The 13,662-nt window shown below is 32.0% G+C and carries 17 protein-coding genes; 7 read left to right on the top strand and 10 right to left on the bottom strand.

The genetic code is table 11. The features are described from left to right. Positions 1-25: 25 nt before the first annotated feature. Together HB672_RS08160 and HB672_RS08155 are read left to right on the top strand one after the other, a co-directional pair. Entirely contained in the window at positions 26-469 is a 444-nt protein-coding gene (locus HB672_RS08160; protein WP_167610759.1) for a J domain-containing protein, read from the top strand. A 95-nt stretch (positions 470-564) separates the two neighbouring features. Continuing rightward, a complete protein-coding gene (locus HB672_RS08155) occupies positions 565-1,479 on the top strand; it encodes a hypothetical protein (protein WP_167610756.1) in 915 nt (304 codons plus the stop codon). A gap of 4 nt (positions 1,480-1,483) precedes the next feature. Here HB672_RS08155 and HB672_RS08150 read toward each other — a convergent pair whose 3' ends face one another. From HB672_RS08150 to HB672_RS08115, 8 genes are read right to left on the bottom strand one after another with little or no spacing between them, the layout of a single operon-like run. Beyond that, positions 1,484-2,239, bottom strand: coding sequence for a LytTR family DNA-binding domain-containing protein (locus HB672_RS08150; protein ID WP_167610753.1), 756 nt, complete (start codon positions 2,237-2,239; stop codon positions 1,484-1,486). Then, complete coding sequence (locus tag HB672_RS08145; RefSeq protein WP_167610750.1) at positions 2,239-2,709, bottom strand: DUF2306 domain-containing protein; 471 nt, start codon at positions 2,707-2,709, stop codon at positions 2,239-2,241. The genes HB672_RS08150 and HB672_RS08145 overlap by 1 nt, the downstream gene beginning before the upstream one ends. Positions 2,710-2,711: 2 nt before the next feature. Next, entirely contained in the window at positions 2,712-3,002 is a 291-nt protein-coding gene (locus HB672_RS08140; RefSeq protein WP_167610747.1) for a 2TM domain-containing protein, read from the bottom strand. A 6-nt stretch (positions 3,003-3,008) separates the two neighbouring features. Then, positions 3,009-3,368 carry a 2TM domain-containing protein gene (locus HB672_RS08135; protein WP_167610744.1) on the bottom strand — a complete coding sequence of 120 codons (360 nt, stop codon included), beginning with the start codon at positions 3,366-3,368 and terminating at the stop codon, positions 3,009-3,011. A gap of 5 nt (positions 3,369-3,373) precedes the next feature. After that, the gene (locus HB672_RS08130) at positions 3,374-3,700 is read right to left on the bottom strand and encodes a 2TM domain-containing protein (protein WP_167610741.1); all 327 of its coding nucleotides are present in this window, start codon (positions 3,698-3,700) and stop codon (positions 3,374-3,376) included. Between the two features lie 11 nt (positions 3,701-3,711). Continuing rightward, entirely contained in the window at positions 3,712-5,061 is a 1,350-nt protein-coding gene (locus tag HB672_RS08125) for a histidine kinase (protein ID WP_167610738.1), read from the bottom strand. A gap of 25 nt (positions 5,062-5,086) precedes the next feature. After that, positions 5,087-5,707 (bottom strand): hypothetical protein, encoded by a 621-nt coding sequence (locus tag HB672_RS08120; RefSeq protein WP_167610735.1) that lies wholly within the window; start codon positions 5,705-5,707, stop codon positions 5,087-5,089. A gap of 4 nt (positions 5,708-5,711) precedes the next feature. Beyond that, on the bottom strand, positions 5,712-6,137 hold the full coding sequence (locus HB672_RS08115; RefSeq protein ID WP_167610732.1) for a DUF2141 domain-containing protein: 426 nt from the start codon (positions 6,135-6,137) through the stop codon (positions 5,712-5,714). Positions 6,138-6,317: 180 nt separating this feature from the next. Between HB672_RS08115 and HB672_RS08110 the strand changes: the two genes are divergently transcribed. Continuing rightward, the gene (locus tag HB672_RS08110) at positions 6,318-8,120 is read left to right on the top strand and encodes a serine hydrolase (RefSeq protein ID WP_167610729.1); all 1,803 of its coding nucleotides are present in this window, start codon (positions 6,318-6,320) and stop codon (positions 8,118-8,120) included. A 4-nt stretch (positions 8,121-8,124) separates the two neighbouring features. On the opposite strand, the gene HB672_RS08105 is transcribed toward HB672_RS08110, so the two are convergent. Further along, positions 8,125-8,673: an rRNA adenine N-6-methyltransferase family protein gene (locus HB672_RS08105; protein WP_167610726.1), complete on the bottom strand. Its 549-nt coding sequence runs from the start codon at positions 8,671-8,673 to the stop codon at positions 8,125-8,127. A 147-nt stretch (positions 8,674-8,820) separates the two neighbouring features. On the opposite strand from HB672_RS08105, the gene HB672_RS08100 reads away from it, so the two are divergent. Continuing rightward, a complete protein-coding gene (locus HB672_RS08100) occupies positions 8,821-9,714 on the top strand; it encodes a DUF1684 domain-containing protein (protein ID WP_167610723.1) in 894 nt (297 codons plus the stop codon). Here the strand turns inward: HB672_RS08100 and HB672_RS08095 are convergent. Further along, positions 9,692-10,417: an energy transducer TonB gene (locus HB672_RS08095; protein WP_167610720.1), complete on the bottom strand. Its 726-nt coding sequence runs from the start codon at positions 10,415-10,417 to the stop codon at positions 9,692-9,694. The genes HB672_RS08100 and HB672_RS08095 overlap by 23 nt on opposite strands. Before the next feature lie 163 nt (positions 10,418-10,580). Between HB672_RS08095 and HB672_RS08090 the strand changes: the two genes are divergently transcribed. The 3 genes from HB672_RS08090 to HB672_RS08080 are packed head-to-tail and all read left to right on the top strand — an operon-like array spanning position 10,581 to position 13,661. Continuing rightward, on the top strand, positions 10,581-12,149 hold the full coding sequence (locus HB672_RS08090) for a M28 family peptidase (RefSeq protein ID WP_167610717.1): 1,569 nt from the start codon (positions 10,581-10,583) through the stop codon (positions 12,147-12,149). 56 nt (positions 12,150-12,205) lie between these two features. Beyond that, positions 12,206-12,757 (top strand): RidA family protein, encoded by a 552-nt coding sequence (locus tag HB672_RS08085; protein WP_167610713.1) that lies wholly within the window; start codon positions 12,206-12,208, stop codon positions 12,755-12,757. Positions 12,758-12,761: 4 nt separating this feature from the next. Continuing rightward, complete coding sequence (locus tag HB672_RS08080; protein ID WP_167610709.1) at positions 12,762-13,661, top strand: peptidylprolyl isomerase; 900 nt, start codon at positions 12,762-12,764, stop codon at positions 13,659-13,661. Position 13,662: the final 1 nt, after the last annotated feature.

Raw genomic sequence — 13,662 nt, 5'->3', positions numbered from 1 at the left:
CTTATAGGTTATTAATACTCTAATTATGACCATCAAAAACTACTACAACATTCTCAAGGTTGAACCAAATAGCGACCTTGAAACTATCAAAAAAGCTTTTCGGAAAGAAATAGCCATATATCATCCTGAAAATAATAAAACGGAAGAAGCTAAAAGCAAATTTGATGATATTATAGAAGCTTTTGATGTGCTTTCTATACCTGAAAAACGAAAAGCTTTTGATGAGATACTCAACAATCAAAAGAAAAACACACCAGTAGTTTTAGAGCAAAAACAAGAAGAACAATATAAAGACTGGCATAAAGAAGCTAAAAAGAAATCTAAAAAATATAGGAAAACTACCCTTACAGATATTTTGGCACTCGATTTATTATTGAATGTAGATGTTGTGGGAGGTTTGCTTTCGGAAACCGATAATTTAATAGATGGTTTAAGCGATTCGATTGGAGATATACTTGATATTTTCTAATAGTTTAAGTAAGCTATATACAAAAAAATGAGCTAGTAAAACTGTAACAATAATTGCAAATTTTCATCTATATATAAATCAATCAAAAATCACACATGAAAATCGCAATCAACAAGTTATTCATCATTACAATTTTATTATTACCCTTAACCACCTTCTCTCAAGCTGAAACCATTTTTAATGGTGTAACTCTAGAAAACACCAGCAAGGAGGTAATACAAAAAATGAGTTCAATTTCTGCAACGGTAAACATAGTAACTCCAAGTGTTGTTAGATTTCCGTTAGCGAAAAACACTGAATCCCATCTAATATGTACTAACATAAGTATTGAAAACAAAACTATTGAAAAAGCAATATTCACTTTTGTCGATGATAAACTTAGTCATATTGAAGCTAGAGGAAATGCTGTTAAAATATTTGAGAGCAAACAAAAAGATACTGCAAGAACTTATTTAGATTATAAAGTTTATATAAAAAATAAGCTGTTTTTAAACGAAAAAAAAGATGTTGCTTGGATCTTAAATGAAGAGGGTATGCACCTGAACCTTTTTACTTGGGAGAATCCATATTTTAAAAGTAGTTACAAGCCCAATTTAGAAGTTTCTGGAAAAATTCCAGATTTTATAACAATGGGAGCAAATATTAACACTCTTAAACCAATTCTAGAAGCTAACAGTGCTTTTACAAATACCGAAGAGTTAGATGGAACAGACCCAAATGCACAAGTCCAAATAAACTGTTTTGGTGTAAATTATTTTGGCTTCCCTAGAAAAATTGAAGCACGCTTTGGAGATAATAAGCTAAATACAGTTTGGATATTAACTGCTAAAGGTGAAGAAGATAGAATAAGACAAGAATTAATTAAACATTATGGCAAACCTATTTTTGTTAATGATACTTGGGAAATTTTTGATAATTGGAAAATTGGATTGCGTAAAGACAAACCAGAAATCTTGTTATTAACTCAGGAACTTGGACTATTTTACAAAAAAGAATTTTTTAAGCAATAATTAGTTATTCCAACCAATCTTTAAAATCTTTTACACGTTCACGAGCTACAATAACATCCTGTTCGTTATAATTGTTAAGTTTTATTTGTAGTCGCGAATTGGTATAGCTTACCATATCCTTAATAGCATTTATATTAACGAAAAACTTTCGGTTAATTCTAAAAAAAGTATCTGGTTCTAGCTCATTTTCTAACTGCTCTAAAGTAGTGTCTAATAAATAGTTTCTGCCCTCAGAAGTAAATACATAAGTGCCCTTGTTTTCGCTATACAAACACTCAATATCCTCAATATTAATCAGCTTTAAATGTTGACCAACTTTTACGGAAAATCGTTTTTTGTACTCACGTTCTATTGGATTGACTAATAAGTTTTTTATATCATTAAAATCTAAAGTAACGGCTTGTTGCTTAGGCAAACGCTCCTTAAATTTTGATACAGCTTTTGCTAAATCATCGTCATCAATAGGTTTTAATAAATAATCTATACTATTAAGCTTAAAGGCTTGTAAAGCATATTCGTCATAAGCTGTGGTGAAAATAACTGCGGATTGAATGTCTATACTCTCAAAAATTTCAAAAGATAATCCATCACTCAACTGTATATCTAAAAAAATAAGGTCTGGATGTGCGTTATTTTGAAACCAATCAATAGATTCTTCAACCGAATGTAACATCACCTCAGCTTCTATATCTAAACTACTTAACATACGTTGTAAGCGTCTTGCAGATGGTTTTTCATCTTCTATAATAATTACTTGCATTATTTTAAGTTTAATTTTTTAGCATTCTTATTAATAATTCTTGCGCCTATCGCGATAGTCATAAATGTTGCCAAAGCTACCATCCACCAAAAATCTTTCATATTATCCACAAAACGAGTTCCAATTTCTGACCAAAGTGCTGCATACAAACCAACAACAGACCAACTCATAAAATAGTAATGTGCAGTCAGCCAGTTATTATGTCTTCTCCATGCTGCATACATTCCTCCTATTACAGTGAGTAAACTCACTATGGCAAAGAAATGAAACAGACTAAAGCCACCAAAATTGATAATAAAAAAGGAACTTAAATTTAATGTCAACATTGCAAATACATACACATAACCAATACGTTTATGAAACAAAGTTCCTTTGGTGTTCAATACAACAACAGTACCAGTAATTAAAGATATAAGTGCTGTAATAAAATGAAACAAACCAATATTACTATGAATAATGTCGTTGAGCATTGTTATATATTTTGTTCTTCCTTCATAAATTCTTCAATCTTTCTATCTTCATATGCTTTACTAAACAGTATTCTTCCTTTAAAAACGACCCAAGCATGTATAAATACGCCAATACTCCATGTTATCATAATATTTAGAATTACCCAAACAAAAACGTTTAAGCTTTCGTCTTTCTCTAACATAATTAGATTAAACATTAATGCCACATTTACAATTAAAAAGAAAAACAAATGGGTATAAAACCTCCTAAGCGACTTAACTCTTCTCTTTGCCTCTAGATATTTTTTATTCATAATAGTTTATTGAAAACGTTGGTGTTCTTCCTTATCTTTATCCATATACTCTTTAATCTTTTTTTCCTCCCAATTCTTACCAAACATAAATCCAGGTCCGAATACACCTAGGAAATGGAATAGCAAACCTATCCCCCAAAAAAATGCTGTTGCAAAAGTACCAAACTCCCATATAGTTTCTCCTTCATCTTTATTTACAACTATAATTATTATTAAAAATGTATTAACAACTATATATGAAGCTAAGTGCCAATAAAAACCCACTAGTTTATCTAGCTTCTTTTTTGCTCTTATATACGCTTCTTCTTTTTCAAAATCAGACCTTGATTGCTTATCGTTGTATGGTTCTATATTATATTTTTCCATGATTTTTAATTAAAATTATTGTGTTTATCTTCTTCCATGAATTGCTTTATTTTTTCTTCCTCCCAATTATTTCCTAGTATTAATGGTAAAACAAAAACAGCAAAAGCATGCATTGTTAGAGCAACTCCCCAAAGCAACCAATTTGCAGAAAAACTAAAATCAAACAAAGTATCTTCAATTGATTCTCCATTTCTAAGGTTTATAACAATTCTAATTGCTGAAATAAGGCAATTTACTACAATATAAACTCCAAGATGTGAATAAAATGCTCTTAGTTTTTCAACACGCCTTTTTGCGCTCAAAAATGCACGCTGTTTATCGGAATAATTCATAATACTCAACTTTAGTTCCAACGGTTTTTTTCTTCTTCTTCACGCATAAATTTTTCAATTTTATTGCGTTCCCAATTGCGTCCTAATACACCATCGTTTACATATACTTTATAAGCGTGAAATGCGATTCCTATTCCCCAACCAAACATTGGAAACCAAAACCATTGAAAGCCCCAAAATGTCCAGTAATTAATAAATATTAAGAACGGAATTACAACAATGTATGATATTACTCCATAATAAAACTCTTTTACTTCCTCGACATGTTTACGTGCTCGAACGTAACTGTCGTCAAATTGATCTTTTGTTCGTGTTCTCATGACTGATATTTGTTTTGTAAGCATTGGTATTGCTACTGCAAAACTACCTGCTTGTTGATTGATGTTTACTTTTTTATCGGTTAATAAATTGTAGCGTTGGCGTATATTATCCAATCCAACACCACTGCTCTTTTTTACTATTTGCTTTAGTTGTAAATTGTTTTCAACCACCAACATTCCATTGGATTCGTATATCTTAATATGTAATGGTTTACTACTTGTTACCATGTTATGCTTTACCGCATTCTCTAATAATAATTGCAACGACAATGGTACAACCTTAGCTTCTGGGTTTGATGCTTGTTCAGGGATTTCAAAAATAATACTGTCTTCAAACCGCATTTTCAATAGAGACATATAGGTTTTTGCAAACTCCAATTCTTCATCAACAGTTACTAAAGCCTTACTTTTTTGTTCTAACACATAACGATAAACTTTAGATAGCGCAGTGGTGAACTTTTGTGCACTATCTGGGTTTTCGTCAATTAAACTAGTTAATACATTTAAACTGTTAAACAAAAAATGAGGATCTAACTGGTTTTTTAAAGCATCAAACTTAGCACTTGCAGTTCCTGCAATAACTTTTTGCTCTTTAATTTTATTCTTTTGTAGTTGTTGATAGAAATATACAGCGTGAAAAAACAACGAAATAACTAGTGTTATCAATAAAGCACTAAAGTAAAACTCTGGTCTTTCTGTGTTAATAAACTCATCAACCGTTTCACCTTCAATAACTATTTCAATAAAAGCTCTTATAAAAAATATGGTGATGAGCGTAATAATTACTGAACCAAAAAAACCAAGGGCTATTCTATATTTTTTGTAACGATTCCAAACAACATCTACATTTATATAATCGAAAAAGTAACCGTTAACAAGACTTAATGGAACAGCATACAACATATAATAAAGAAATGTGCGATAGAAATTATTATCAAACATTATCTCTGCTCCAGAAAAATACCTAATCAACTGGTCTATAAGCATTATAACAATACCTACAATAATTCCTGATGCAATAGTTTTAAATAATTTCTTCATTTGATTTTCTTTAATACTTTTTCAATTACTTTCTACAAGATGCTAGAACTTCTTCTGCCCTTTCTTTTCCCCAATTTGGATGAAAAGGTGTTTCAGGTTTAAAGTTAGCAAAAAGTTCTAAGGCTCTTTCTATATCTTTACAAAATGGTGTTGTATCCTGTCCAAAAAATCGTGCACTCCCCATTCCCCATTCTGCTTTATTCAAAATAACTCTTGGATTATTTGGATCTATTTTTGCGGCTTGTTCATACAAAGCTGCCACTTTTGGTGCTAATGTCATCCCATAAGTTGCACCATCGTAAGCTACCCAAACCGTATGTAATAAGGCTTGTAATATTATAATTTCAGGATTGCCTTTAGAAATTGCTGTTGCATCGTTAATTAAACCTTGTGCTTTTTTAAGTTGCGAATCTAGCTTGTCTTTATCTTTTATTTCAAAACCTTGTATAATCAAAACTTGAGCAGCATAATATGGTGGTAGCCAGTTATCTTTTTCGGCAGCAGCAATACGTTCAAATAAATTAGACGCTTCTACTGGATTGGTTCCCCAAAGCTCAAAGGCTTTATTCATACCTTTTTCGTAGTTTGATTGTGCAACCCCAATAGTTGAAATAAGGGTTAATGCAATTAATAGTAATCTTTTCATGATGTTATAGTTTTATAGTTTGCGTTACAGAATTATTTTGAATTTTAAATTTGGCATCTTTCCATTTAGGTGGTCCCATAAACCCTTTGGCGTTATTTGAGCAACCATAATCCTCTTTTGGAATACCCAAAAAATTGCTATCCATTTTATTATTATCATTTTTATCATGAAATAAAGAAATAGCATAGACCCCGTTAGGAACATTTTCAAAGACAACTTCACAACTACTATCTTTTATAGTGCTAATAGTGGATTTATATTTTTTTTCTAAAAATGTGGTTTCAGAATTATAAAGCGCCACATATACTTTTCCTGCATTACCATCAAGGTTAGTGATTTTCACCGTGATATTCTGACCCATGTTATCTTGTGCAAACAATACCGTTTGGCTTAATAAAAAGACAATAATAGTTTTAACTAATGTGCTCATAATCGTATGTGTTTTAATTATGAAACAAATGTCCATGATTCATTCGCTTTTTTAAAAACAGAATTACCGAATTGTAATAATTAAATGATGAACTGTATCTTTTTAAAAAAAATCACATAAAAACAGTAACTTTATAAGCCTTTATCATACTAACCTCTGTATAACATTAAACCAACCACAATGAAAAAGTTATTCCTTTTTGTATTTAGCATTTGTATTATTACTCCAGCTTTTAGCCAAACAGATAAACGCCTAAAAAAAATTGATGATGATCTTAATAAAATTCTTGAAGCAACACATGCAGCAGGTTTTGCCGTTGCAGTTGTTGAAAAGGATAAAATAGTATATGCTAAAGGGTTTGGTTATAGAGATGTTGAAAACAAAATTCCAGCCGACGCTAATACACTTTTTGCTATTGGATCGAGTACAAAAGCATTTACATCAGCTATCTTAGGGCAATTAAGAGCAGATGACAAACTATCTTTTAATGACAGTCCAAGAAAGCATATTCCTGAATTAGAGTTTTTTAATGATGATATGAATAATAACATTATCATTAAAGATTTGATGAGCCATCGTACTGGACTACCTCGCCATGATTATTCTTGGTATTTATTCCCCTCACATGATAGAGATAGTTTAATGCAACGCATAAAATATCAAGAACCATTTACAGGTATAAGAGAACAATGGTACTATAATAATTTTATGTTTTTAGCCCAAGGAGTTATTGCTCAAAATATAACTGGTAAAAGTTGGGAAGATAACATTAGAGAACGTTTTCTGAAACCTTTAGGAATGTCTAGAACAAATGTTACAATAGATGAAATGAAAACCGCAAGTAATGCTGCTTATGGATATGAAACCGAAAAGGACAATTCTAATTCTAAAATGGATTATTATGATATTGCTGCCATGTCACCAGCTGGTAGCATTAACAGTAGTGTGAATGATATGTCGAGATGGTTAGTAACTTGGATAAATAATGGAAAGTTTAATGATAAAGAGATTATTCCTGAAGCTTATGTAAAAGAAGCCATGAGTTCTCAAATGGTAATTAATGCAAATTTACCAGGAGAAGAAACTCCCAATTTGCATTTTTCTACCTACGGCTATGGTTGGATGATGTCTTCGTATAAAGGTCATTATCGTGTTGAACATGGCGGCAATATTGATGGCTTTTCTGCTAATGCTGCTTTTTACCCAAGTGATAGTTTAGGTATTGTTGTTTTAACTAATCAAAATGGCTCACGAGTACCAGGTTTAGTAAGAAATACAATCGCTGATCGTATGCTAAATGTTAATAAGACCGATTGGGCACAACGTTTTATTGACGACTTAGAAAAAGCAAAAAAAGCTCAAGCAGAAGCCAAAGACAAAACAACATCAACAAAAATAGAGAACACAAAACCATCACATACTAAAGAGGAGTACTCAGGAATTTATTCTCACCCTGGTTATGGTGAATTTAACATAAGTGTGGAGCGCGATTCACTATTTGCTAATTTTAAATTAATGAAAATGTGGCTAAAGCATGAACATTACGATGTGTTTGAGCCTTTTCAAGTAGAAAAAACTGGAATAGACACAACAAACGTTGGTCCTCTACGATTCAACTTCACAACTAATTCTCGTGGAGATATTTCTAGAATGGAAGCACCAATAGAACCTGCTTTACCAGATCCAATTATTTTTGAACGAACTCCAAGTACAATAGATGTATCGGCTGAAGATCTAAACAAGTATGTTGGTAAATATGAATTACAACCAGGGTTTGTTATAGAAATAACTGTAAAAGATGGAAAGATTTTTGCACAAGCAACAGGTCAAGGAAAAAACGAAATTTTCGCAAAAAAAGAAGACCACTTCTTTTTAAAGGTAGTAGAAGCAGATCTTATATTCTCTAAAGACGAGGATGGGGAAATTAATATGTTAACCTTACATCAAGGTGGCGCTAAAGTGCCTGGGAAAAAAATAGAGTAAAATTTTAAGTACACCTATAAATAAAAGCTGGTGGTAAGTTTATAGGTGTAAAACCTAGCTTTACATTATCGAATACAGATTTTAAGAACTTGTATTTATTCAAGCTATACTGATATTGCAAAAAGCTGCCATCATTAATTAAATATTGTGGAATTTTTTTAAACAAAATATCTAAATCTACCTTTGGTAAAATGGCAAGAGGCAAACTAGAAACTAGGTAATCTACCTTTTCAATTTCTAATTTTTGTAAAAGTAAATCAAACTCGATTGCAGAATGATTATAAATTTCAAAATTATCATATACCTTAAATTTATCTTCACAATGTTTTAAGAAAGGATCGTTAATTTCTAATGATATTAAACGTGAACTTAATGGCATCTTTTTCAATATTTGCTTGGTAATAGCTCCATTACCACATCCAAATTCCAATATCACTTGATTCTCGTTAAAATCTATATGCTTAATAATATTATTTGCTAAATACTTTGAACTTGGAGCTATAGCCCCAATGTGTTTTATTGAATTGACAACTTCTTTTACAAATATTTTCATTTAATGATTTAATTTCTGCAACTATTAATAGTAATATGACGATATACTTTGCATAAAGTTACGAATATGAACATTATTTTAATCAAATCAAATAAATTAAAATCGTTAAATGAAAATTCTTTAACTTTCTATTCTAAATATATTTTAATGAGAATCCTTCAAATTTTAATAATAGCAATAGTTTTTACGAGCTGTAAAAATAACGACAACAGGTTTGTTATAGACGATAATTATCGTTCAGAAATAAAAACCTTTTTTAATGCTAAAATGGCAGAACGAAAAGGAGATTATTTACAATTAATTGCTTTACATAAGTTGGATACTGTTAATACTTTTGGAAGCGATTCTATTAATGATATTAAAATTAATTCTATCGATTTTCCGTCGACAATAGGTACTATCTTTACTCATCCTGCCAGTATCTTTGCAACTCATAATGAAATTCCGGTTAAGAATGAAAATGACTCAATAATTACAAACTTCACACTAAGTTTTAATAAGTATGGAAGCTCAGAAAAATTACATTACAACCAAGTAAGTTGGCAAATAATAACACGTTCAAATCAACGCTATTTAAGAGTATGGGATTCAAAAAACCCTGCGATTGAATCATTTAAAGGATTTGAAAAATTCGACCTAAATAACAACTTTATTCTTGAAGGTGAATTTAACTATTACGACAAAGAAAAATCTGAAGTTGTAAAAGCAAAAGTTGATGGCAAGCGAAGTATAAATTTTATTGGAAAAGTAAGTTTTGACTATCAAAACAAAACTTATACGCTTGATGTTGGTACAGATGGCTTTACAATGGTAGGTGATATTACAAATGGAGACACAACATATGGAGGTGGTAGATATTTCTATTTAGATTTACCAAAACAAAACGGATTAGTAAAGATTGATTTTAACAAACTTTATAATCCGCCATGTGCTTTTAGTGAGTATACCACCTGCTTATATCCTCCTAGACAAAACCAATTACCTTTTAAAGTCTTGGCTGGAGAAACTATAACACTTCTTAATCAGCCAATACAAAATTAATTGGAAGACTGTAAGGAATGGTTACTGGTTTCCCTCGCTGCTTACCAGGCTCCATTTTCGGTATTAATGCTATAATTCTAGAAGCTTCTTTTTCTAAAATTTTATCGGGTCCTCGCACTTGAACATTTGCAACATATCCTTTTGAGTCAATTACAAACATAACAAATACTTTACCTCTAATTTGTAACTCTAGTGCTTGTTGTGGGTATTCAAAATTCTTATTTACATGCTTAACCATTTGATCTTGAAAGCACTTTTTTAATTCGTCATTATTATTTCCAGTACATCCAGGCCAAATTGGTACTTTTTCAACAACTGTAAAAGGAACACTAATATCTTCTTCTACTTCTTCAACATCAACATCACTTACTTCCACACGCTCTTCAATGGCTTCCTCCATACTTGTTTCTGTACTTTCTATAACAGTTTCTTCTACTTCTTCAACATCTTCAACAATTGTAATTACCTCAGGCGCAGCTTGTGGTGGAGGTGGTGGAGGTGGAATGTTAACATCTACTATTGGAATATCATCTTCTACTTCTAGCTCTCCCATTTGAAGAATATCTAGTGCAATATCTTGTTTGTCGTAGGTCTTATAATTAAGTAGTCCATTAGTAGTTAATAACATCAAACAAAGTCCTATAGCGAAATATAAGCCGCTATTTCTATTTACATCCACATCTGGATTTTTCTTTACTTGCATGACTCTTAGTTTTATAATTAGAATATGTTTATGAAATTACGATTATCTATTGTCAAAAAACATGACAAATATCAGTTAACAACTGAATATTAAATACTTAAAAAAAGTTGATGGGTAACTTTAATTCTACTATTTTAGTAAACAACTAAAAACCAACCACAAAATGAAACAATTTTTTTCACTATTTGTATTTGTATGTTTATCACTTACTCTTACAGCACAAAATGCTACCACTACCGATAAAGACATAGCTGATGTTATCAAAAAACATGGCTTAGAGAATAGCCAAGTTATGGATATTGCAAGTTATATTACCGATGTACTTGGACAGAGACTTACTGGATCTACAGGACTAAAAAATGCCAACAATTGGGCAAAAAACAAGTTAACAGATATGGGAATGAAAAATTCCCACTTACAACAATGGGGACCTTTTGGTCGTGGTTGGGATATGACACATTTTGAAATGCATGCCGAGTCACCAACTTATTGGCCAATAATTGCCTATCCAAAAGCATGGTCTTCATCATCTAAAGGATCTGGAGAGGTTATTTATTTAAATGCTACAAACCTCGATGAACTTAATAAGTTTAAAGGAAAATTATCTGGGAAATTTGTAATGATTGAGGATATCCGTGAAGTAAACGAAGCCTTTGAGCCTACAGCTAAACGTCATGATGCAGAGAGTCTTTTAAATTTAGCAAATGCAACACAACCAGTCCCAAGACAAGGAGGTAGACGATTTGGAGGTAATGCTTCTGCTGCTGAACTTAGAGCTGCCACATGGAAGCTTCTTGAAAGCGAAAAACCATTAGCAGTACTGGATAGAAGCCGTAAAGGAGATTTAGGAACTGTATTTGTGTCGGGAGCAAGAACTGCAGAGGGAAGCGCACGTGACAACGGGAAATATGTAGCACCACAAATAACAGTAGCAATTGAGCATTATAACCGTATTTTTAGAATGCTAGAAAAAGGACTTCCTGTAACCTTGAGTGTGGATAATCAATCTAAATACACGAATCCTAACGGCATGGAAAACAATGTAATTGCAGAAATTCCGGGAACCGATTTAAAAGATGAAGTAGTTATGTTTGGTGCACACTACGATTCTTGGCATGCAGGAACTGGAGCGACAGATAATGGGTCTGGATCGGCAGTTATGATGGAAGTTGCTAGGATACTTATTGAAACCATTAAGGAAACTGGTATAAAGCCAAGACGTACTTTAAGAATTGGTCTTTGGTCTGGTGAAGAACAAGGCTTACATGGATCGAGAAATTATGTTGCTCAAAATTTCGCTAATCCTGGAGAATCAAGTAGAAGTATTGCTTCATTAAAACAAGCTCAGAAAAAAGTGTCTGGTTACTTTAATATGGATAATGGTACAGGAAAACTAAGAGGTGTCTATTTACAAGGCAATCAAGGTGTATCTCCAATTTTTAGAGAATGGTTAAAACCTTTTCACGATATGGGAGCTTCAACACTTAGTTTAAGTAATACTGGAGGAACTGATCATTTAGCATTTGATGCTGTTGGTATTCCTGGGTTTCAATTTATACAAGAACCTATTTCTTACTCTACAAAAACACACCATTCGAATATGGATAATTTTGACCACCTTGTGGCAGACGATTTAAAGCAAGCAGCTACAATTATTGCTTATTTTGTTTGGCAAACGTCGCAACGCGACGAAAAATTACCTCGAAAGGAAACAAACTTAAAATATAACTAAATCTTACTAAGCCTGCTCTTAACTTAAAAGAGCAGGCTTTTTTTATCTCTTAAATTATGAAACGACTACTCATTTTGTGCGTAATCTTTTTATCAGCGTGCAATCAAAATACACAAAAGAAAGAATCTGTTGAAGCTTTATATGATTACGATGTAGAAGAACGTTTGGAAGAATTAAAAATCACATTACGCTCTGCCCCTCCACCAGTTGCAAATTATGTAAACGCTGTTAAAACTGGTAACTTAATGTTTATGGCTGGAAAAGGGCCAAGTAAAGCAGATGGTACTTATATTACTGGAAAAGTAGGCGTCGATTTAACCGTAGAAGAAGGCTATGAAGCTGCAAGGCTAACTGCCATAGCTCAACTTTCAGTACTTAAAAATGAACTTGGTGACCTCAACAAAGTAGTACGCATTGTAAAAGTGTTAGGCATGGTGAATGCTGATAGCTCATTTACTAATCATCCAGAAGTTATTAATGGCTTTTCAGATTTGATGGTAGATGTATTTGGCGAGCGAGCAAAACATGCACGTGCTGCTGTTGGTATGGGTTCTTTGCCAAGAAACATTGCGGTTGAAATTGAAATGATTGTTGAAATTCAAGATTAATATTATGAAATTATATCAAAAATTTATTACTGGTTGTTTTCTACTTTTTATCCTAGCATGCGATAAAGAAATTGAAGAAGGCGTGATGAAAAGCGACTTAAACAAAGATGTAGAGATGGTTACCGATTTAGGAACCATTATTTTACGATTATCAGACGATACGCCAATACATCGCAATAACTTCATAAAATTAGTTAATAAAAAATACTATGATAGCATTGCTTTTCATCGTATTATAGAGGATTTTGTTATTCAAGCTGGAAACCCAACAACTAAACCTGGTAAAATGTATAGTGGTGGTGGCGACCCTGAATTAAACTATACTATTGAAGCAGAAATAAAACCCAATTTATTTCATAAACGAGGCGCTTTAGCTGCTGCAAGGTCTGGTGGCATATCCAATCCTGATCTTTTGTCAAGTGGATTACAATTTTATATTGTGCAAAGAGGCACATATAACGACAGCACTTTAAACATTCAAGAAGAAAGAGTTAATGAACAATTAGCATATAAGTCTGTAATTAACAGCCCAAAAATAAGAGCCGAAATAGACAACTACATAAATTTATCTAAAAAATTAAGACAAAAAGAGGAAGAAAATCTTACTAAAGCTGACACCTTGAAAATTGAAACTTTAAGAGAAAAAATCAATTTGTTTAATATTGATTCATTGACTGATATCGAAGTTGAAAAAATGAAAAAATATAGTTATCCAGACGCTCATCGGGAAGTTTACAAAACAGTTGGAGGAACTCCACATCTTGACCAAAACTATACGGTTTTTGGAGAGGTTATAGAAGGTATGAATGTAGTAGATAGTATTGCTAAAACACAAACCAATGATAGCGGAAAACCCATAAATGATATTCGCATTATTACTGCACGAATGATTAAACGTCAATAAT

The sequence above is a fragment of the Gaetbulibacter sp. S0825 genome, assembly GCF_011777505.1.
GTDB lineage: Bacteria > Bacteroidota > Bacteroidia > Flavobacteriales > Flavobacteriaceae > Pontimicrobium.
Note: the sequence above shows the minus strand (reverse complement) of the source record. Positions and strands in the feature narration are given on the sequence as shown.

Bases quoted from the DNA above. Each gene is read 5' to 3' on its own strand.
- HB672_RS08160 (WP_167610759.1), top strand. From the start codon at position 26: ATGACCATCAAAAACTACTACAACATTCTCAAGGTTGAACCAAATAGC.
- HB672_RS08155 (WP_167610756.1), top strand. From the start codon at position 565: ATGAAAATCGCAATCAACAAGTTATTCATCATTACAATTTTATTATTA.
- HB672_RS08150 (WP_167610753.1), bottom strand. From the start codon at position 2,239: ATGCAAGTAATTATTATAGAAGATGAAAAACCATCTGCAAGACGCTTA.
- HB672_RS08145 (WP_167610750.1), bottom strand. From the start codon at position 2,709: ATGCTCAACGACATTATTCATAGTAATATTGGTTTGTTTCATTTTATT.
- HB672_RS08140 (WP_167610747.1), bottom strand. From the start codon at position 3,002: ATGAATAAAAAATATCTAGAGGCAAAGAGAAGAGTTAAGTCGCTTAGG.
- HB672_RS08135 (WP_167610744.1), bottom strand. From the start codon at position 3,368: ATGGAAAAATATAATATAGAACCATACAACGATAAGCAATCAAGGTCT.
- HB672_RS08130 (WP_167610741.1), bottom strand. From the start codon at position 3,700: ATGAATTATTCCGATAAACAGCGTGCATTTTTGAGCGCAAAAAGGCGT.
- HB672_RS08125 (WP_167610738.1), bottom strand. From the start codon at position 5,061: ATGAAGAAATTATTTAAAACTATTGCATCAGGAATTATTGTAGGTATT.
- HB672_RS08120 (WP_167610735.1), bottom strand. From the start codon at position 5,707: ATGAAAAGATTACTATTAATTGCATTAACCCTTATTTCAACTATTGGG.
- HB672_RS08115 (WP_167610732.1), bottom strand. From the start codon at position 6,137: ATGAGCACATTAGTTAAAACTATTATTGTCTTTTTATTAAGCCAAACG.
- HB672_RS08110 (WP_167610729.1), top strand. From the start codon at position 6,318: ATGAAAAAGTTATTCCTTTTTGTATTTAGCATTTGTATTATTACTCCA.
- HB672_RS08105 (WP_167610726.1), bottom strand. From the start codon at position 8,673: ATGAAAATATTTGTAAAAGAAGTTGTCAATTCAATAAAACACATTGGG.
- HB672_RS08100 (WP_167610723.1), top strand. From the start codon at position 8,821: ATGAGAATCCTTCAAATTTTAATAATAGCAATAGTTTTTACGAGCTGT.
- HB672_RS08095 (WP_167610720.1), bottom strand. From the start codon at position 10,417: ATGCAAGTAAAGAAAAATCCAGATGTGGATGTAAATAGAAATAGCGGC.
- HB672_RS08090 (WP_167610717.1), top strand. From the start codon at position 10,581: ATGAAACAATTTTTTTCACTATTTGTATTTGTATGTTTATCACTTACT.
- HB672_RS08085 (WP_167610713.1), top strand. From the start codon at position 12,206: ATGAAACGACTACTCATTTTGTGCGTAATCTTTTTATCAGCGTGCAAT.
- HB672_RS08080 (WP_167610709.1), top strand. From the start codon at position 12,762: ATGAAATTATATCAAAAATTTATTACTGGTTGTTTTCTACTTTTTATC.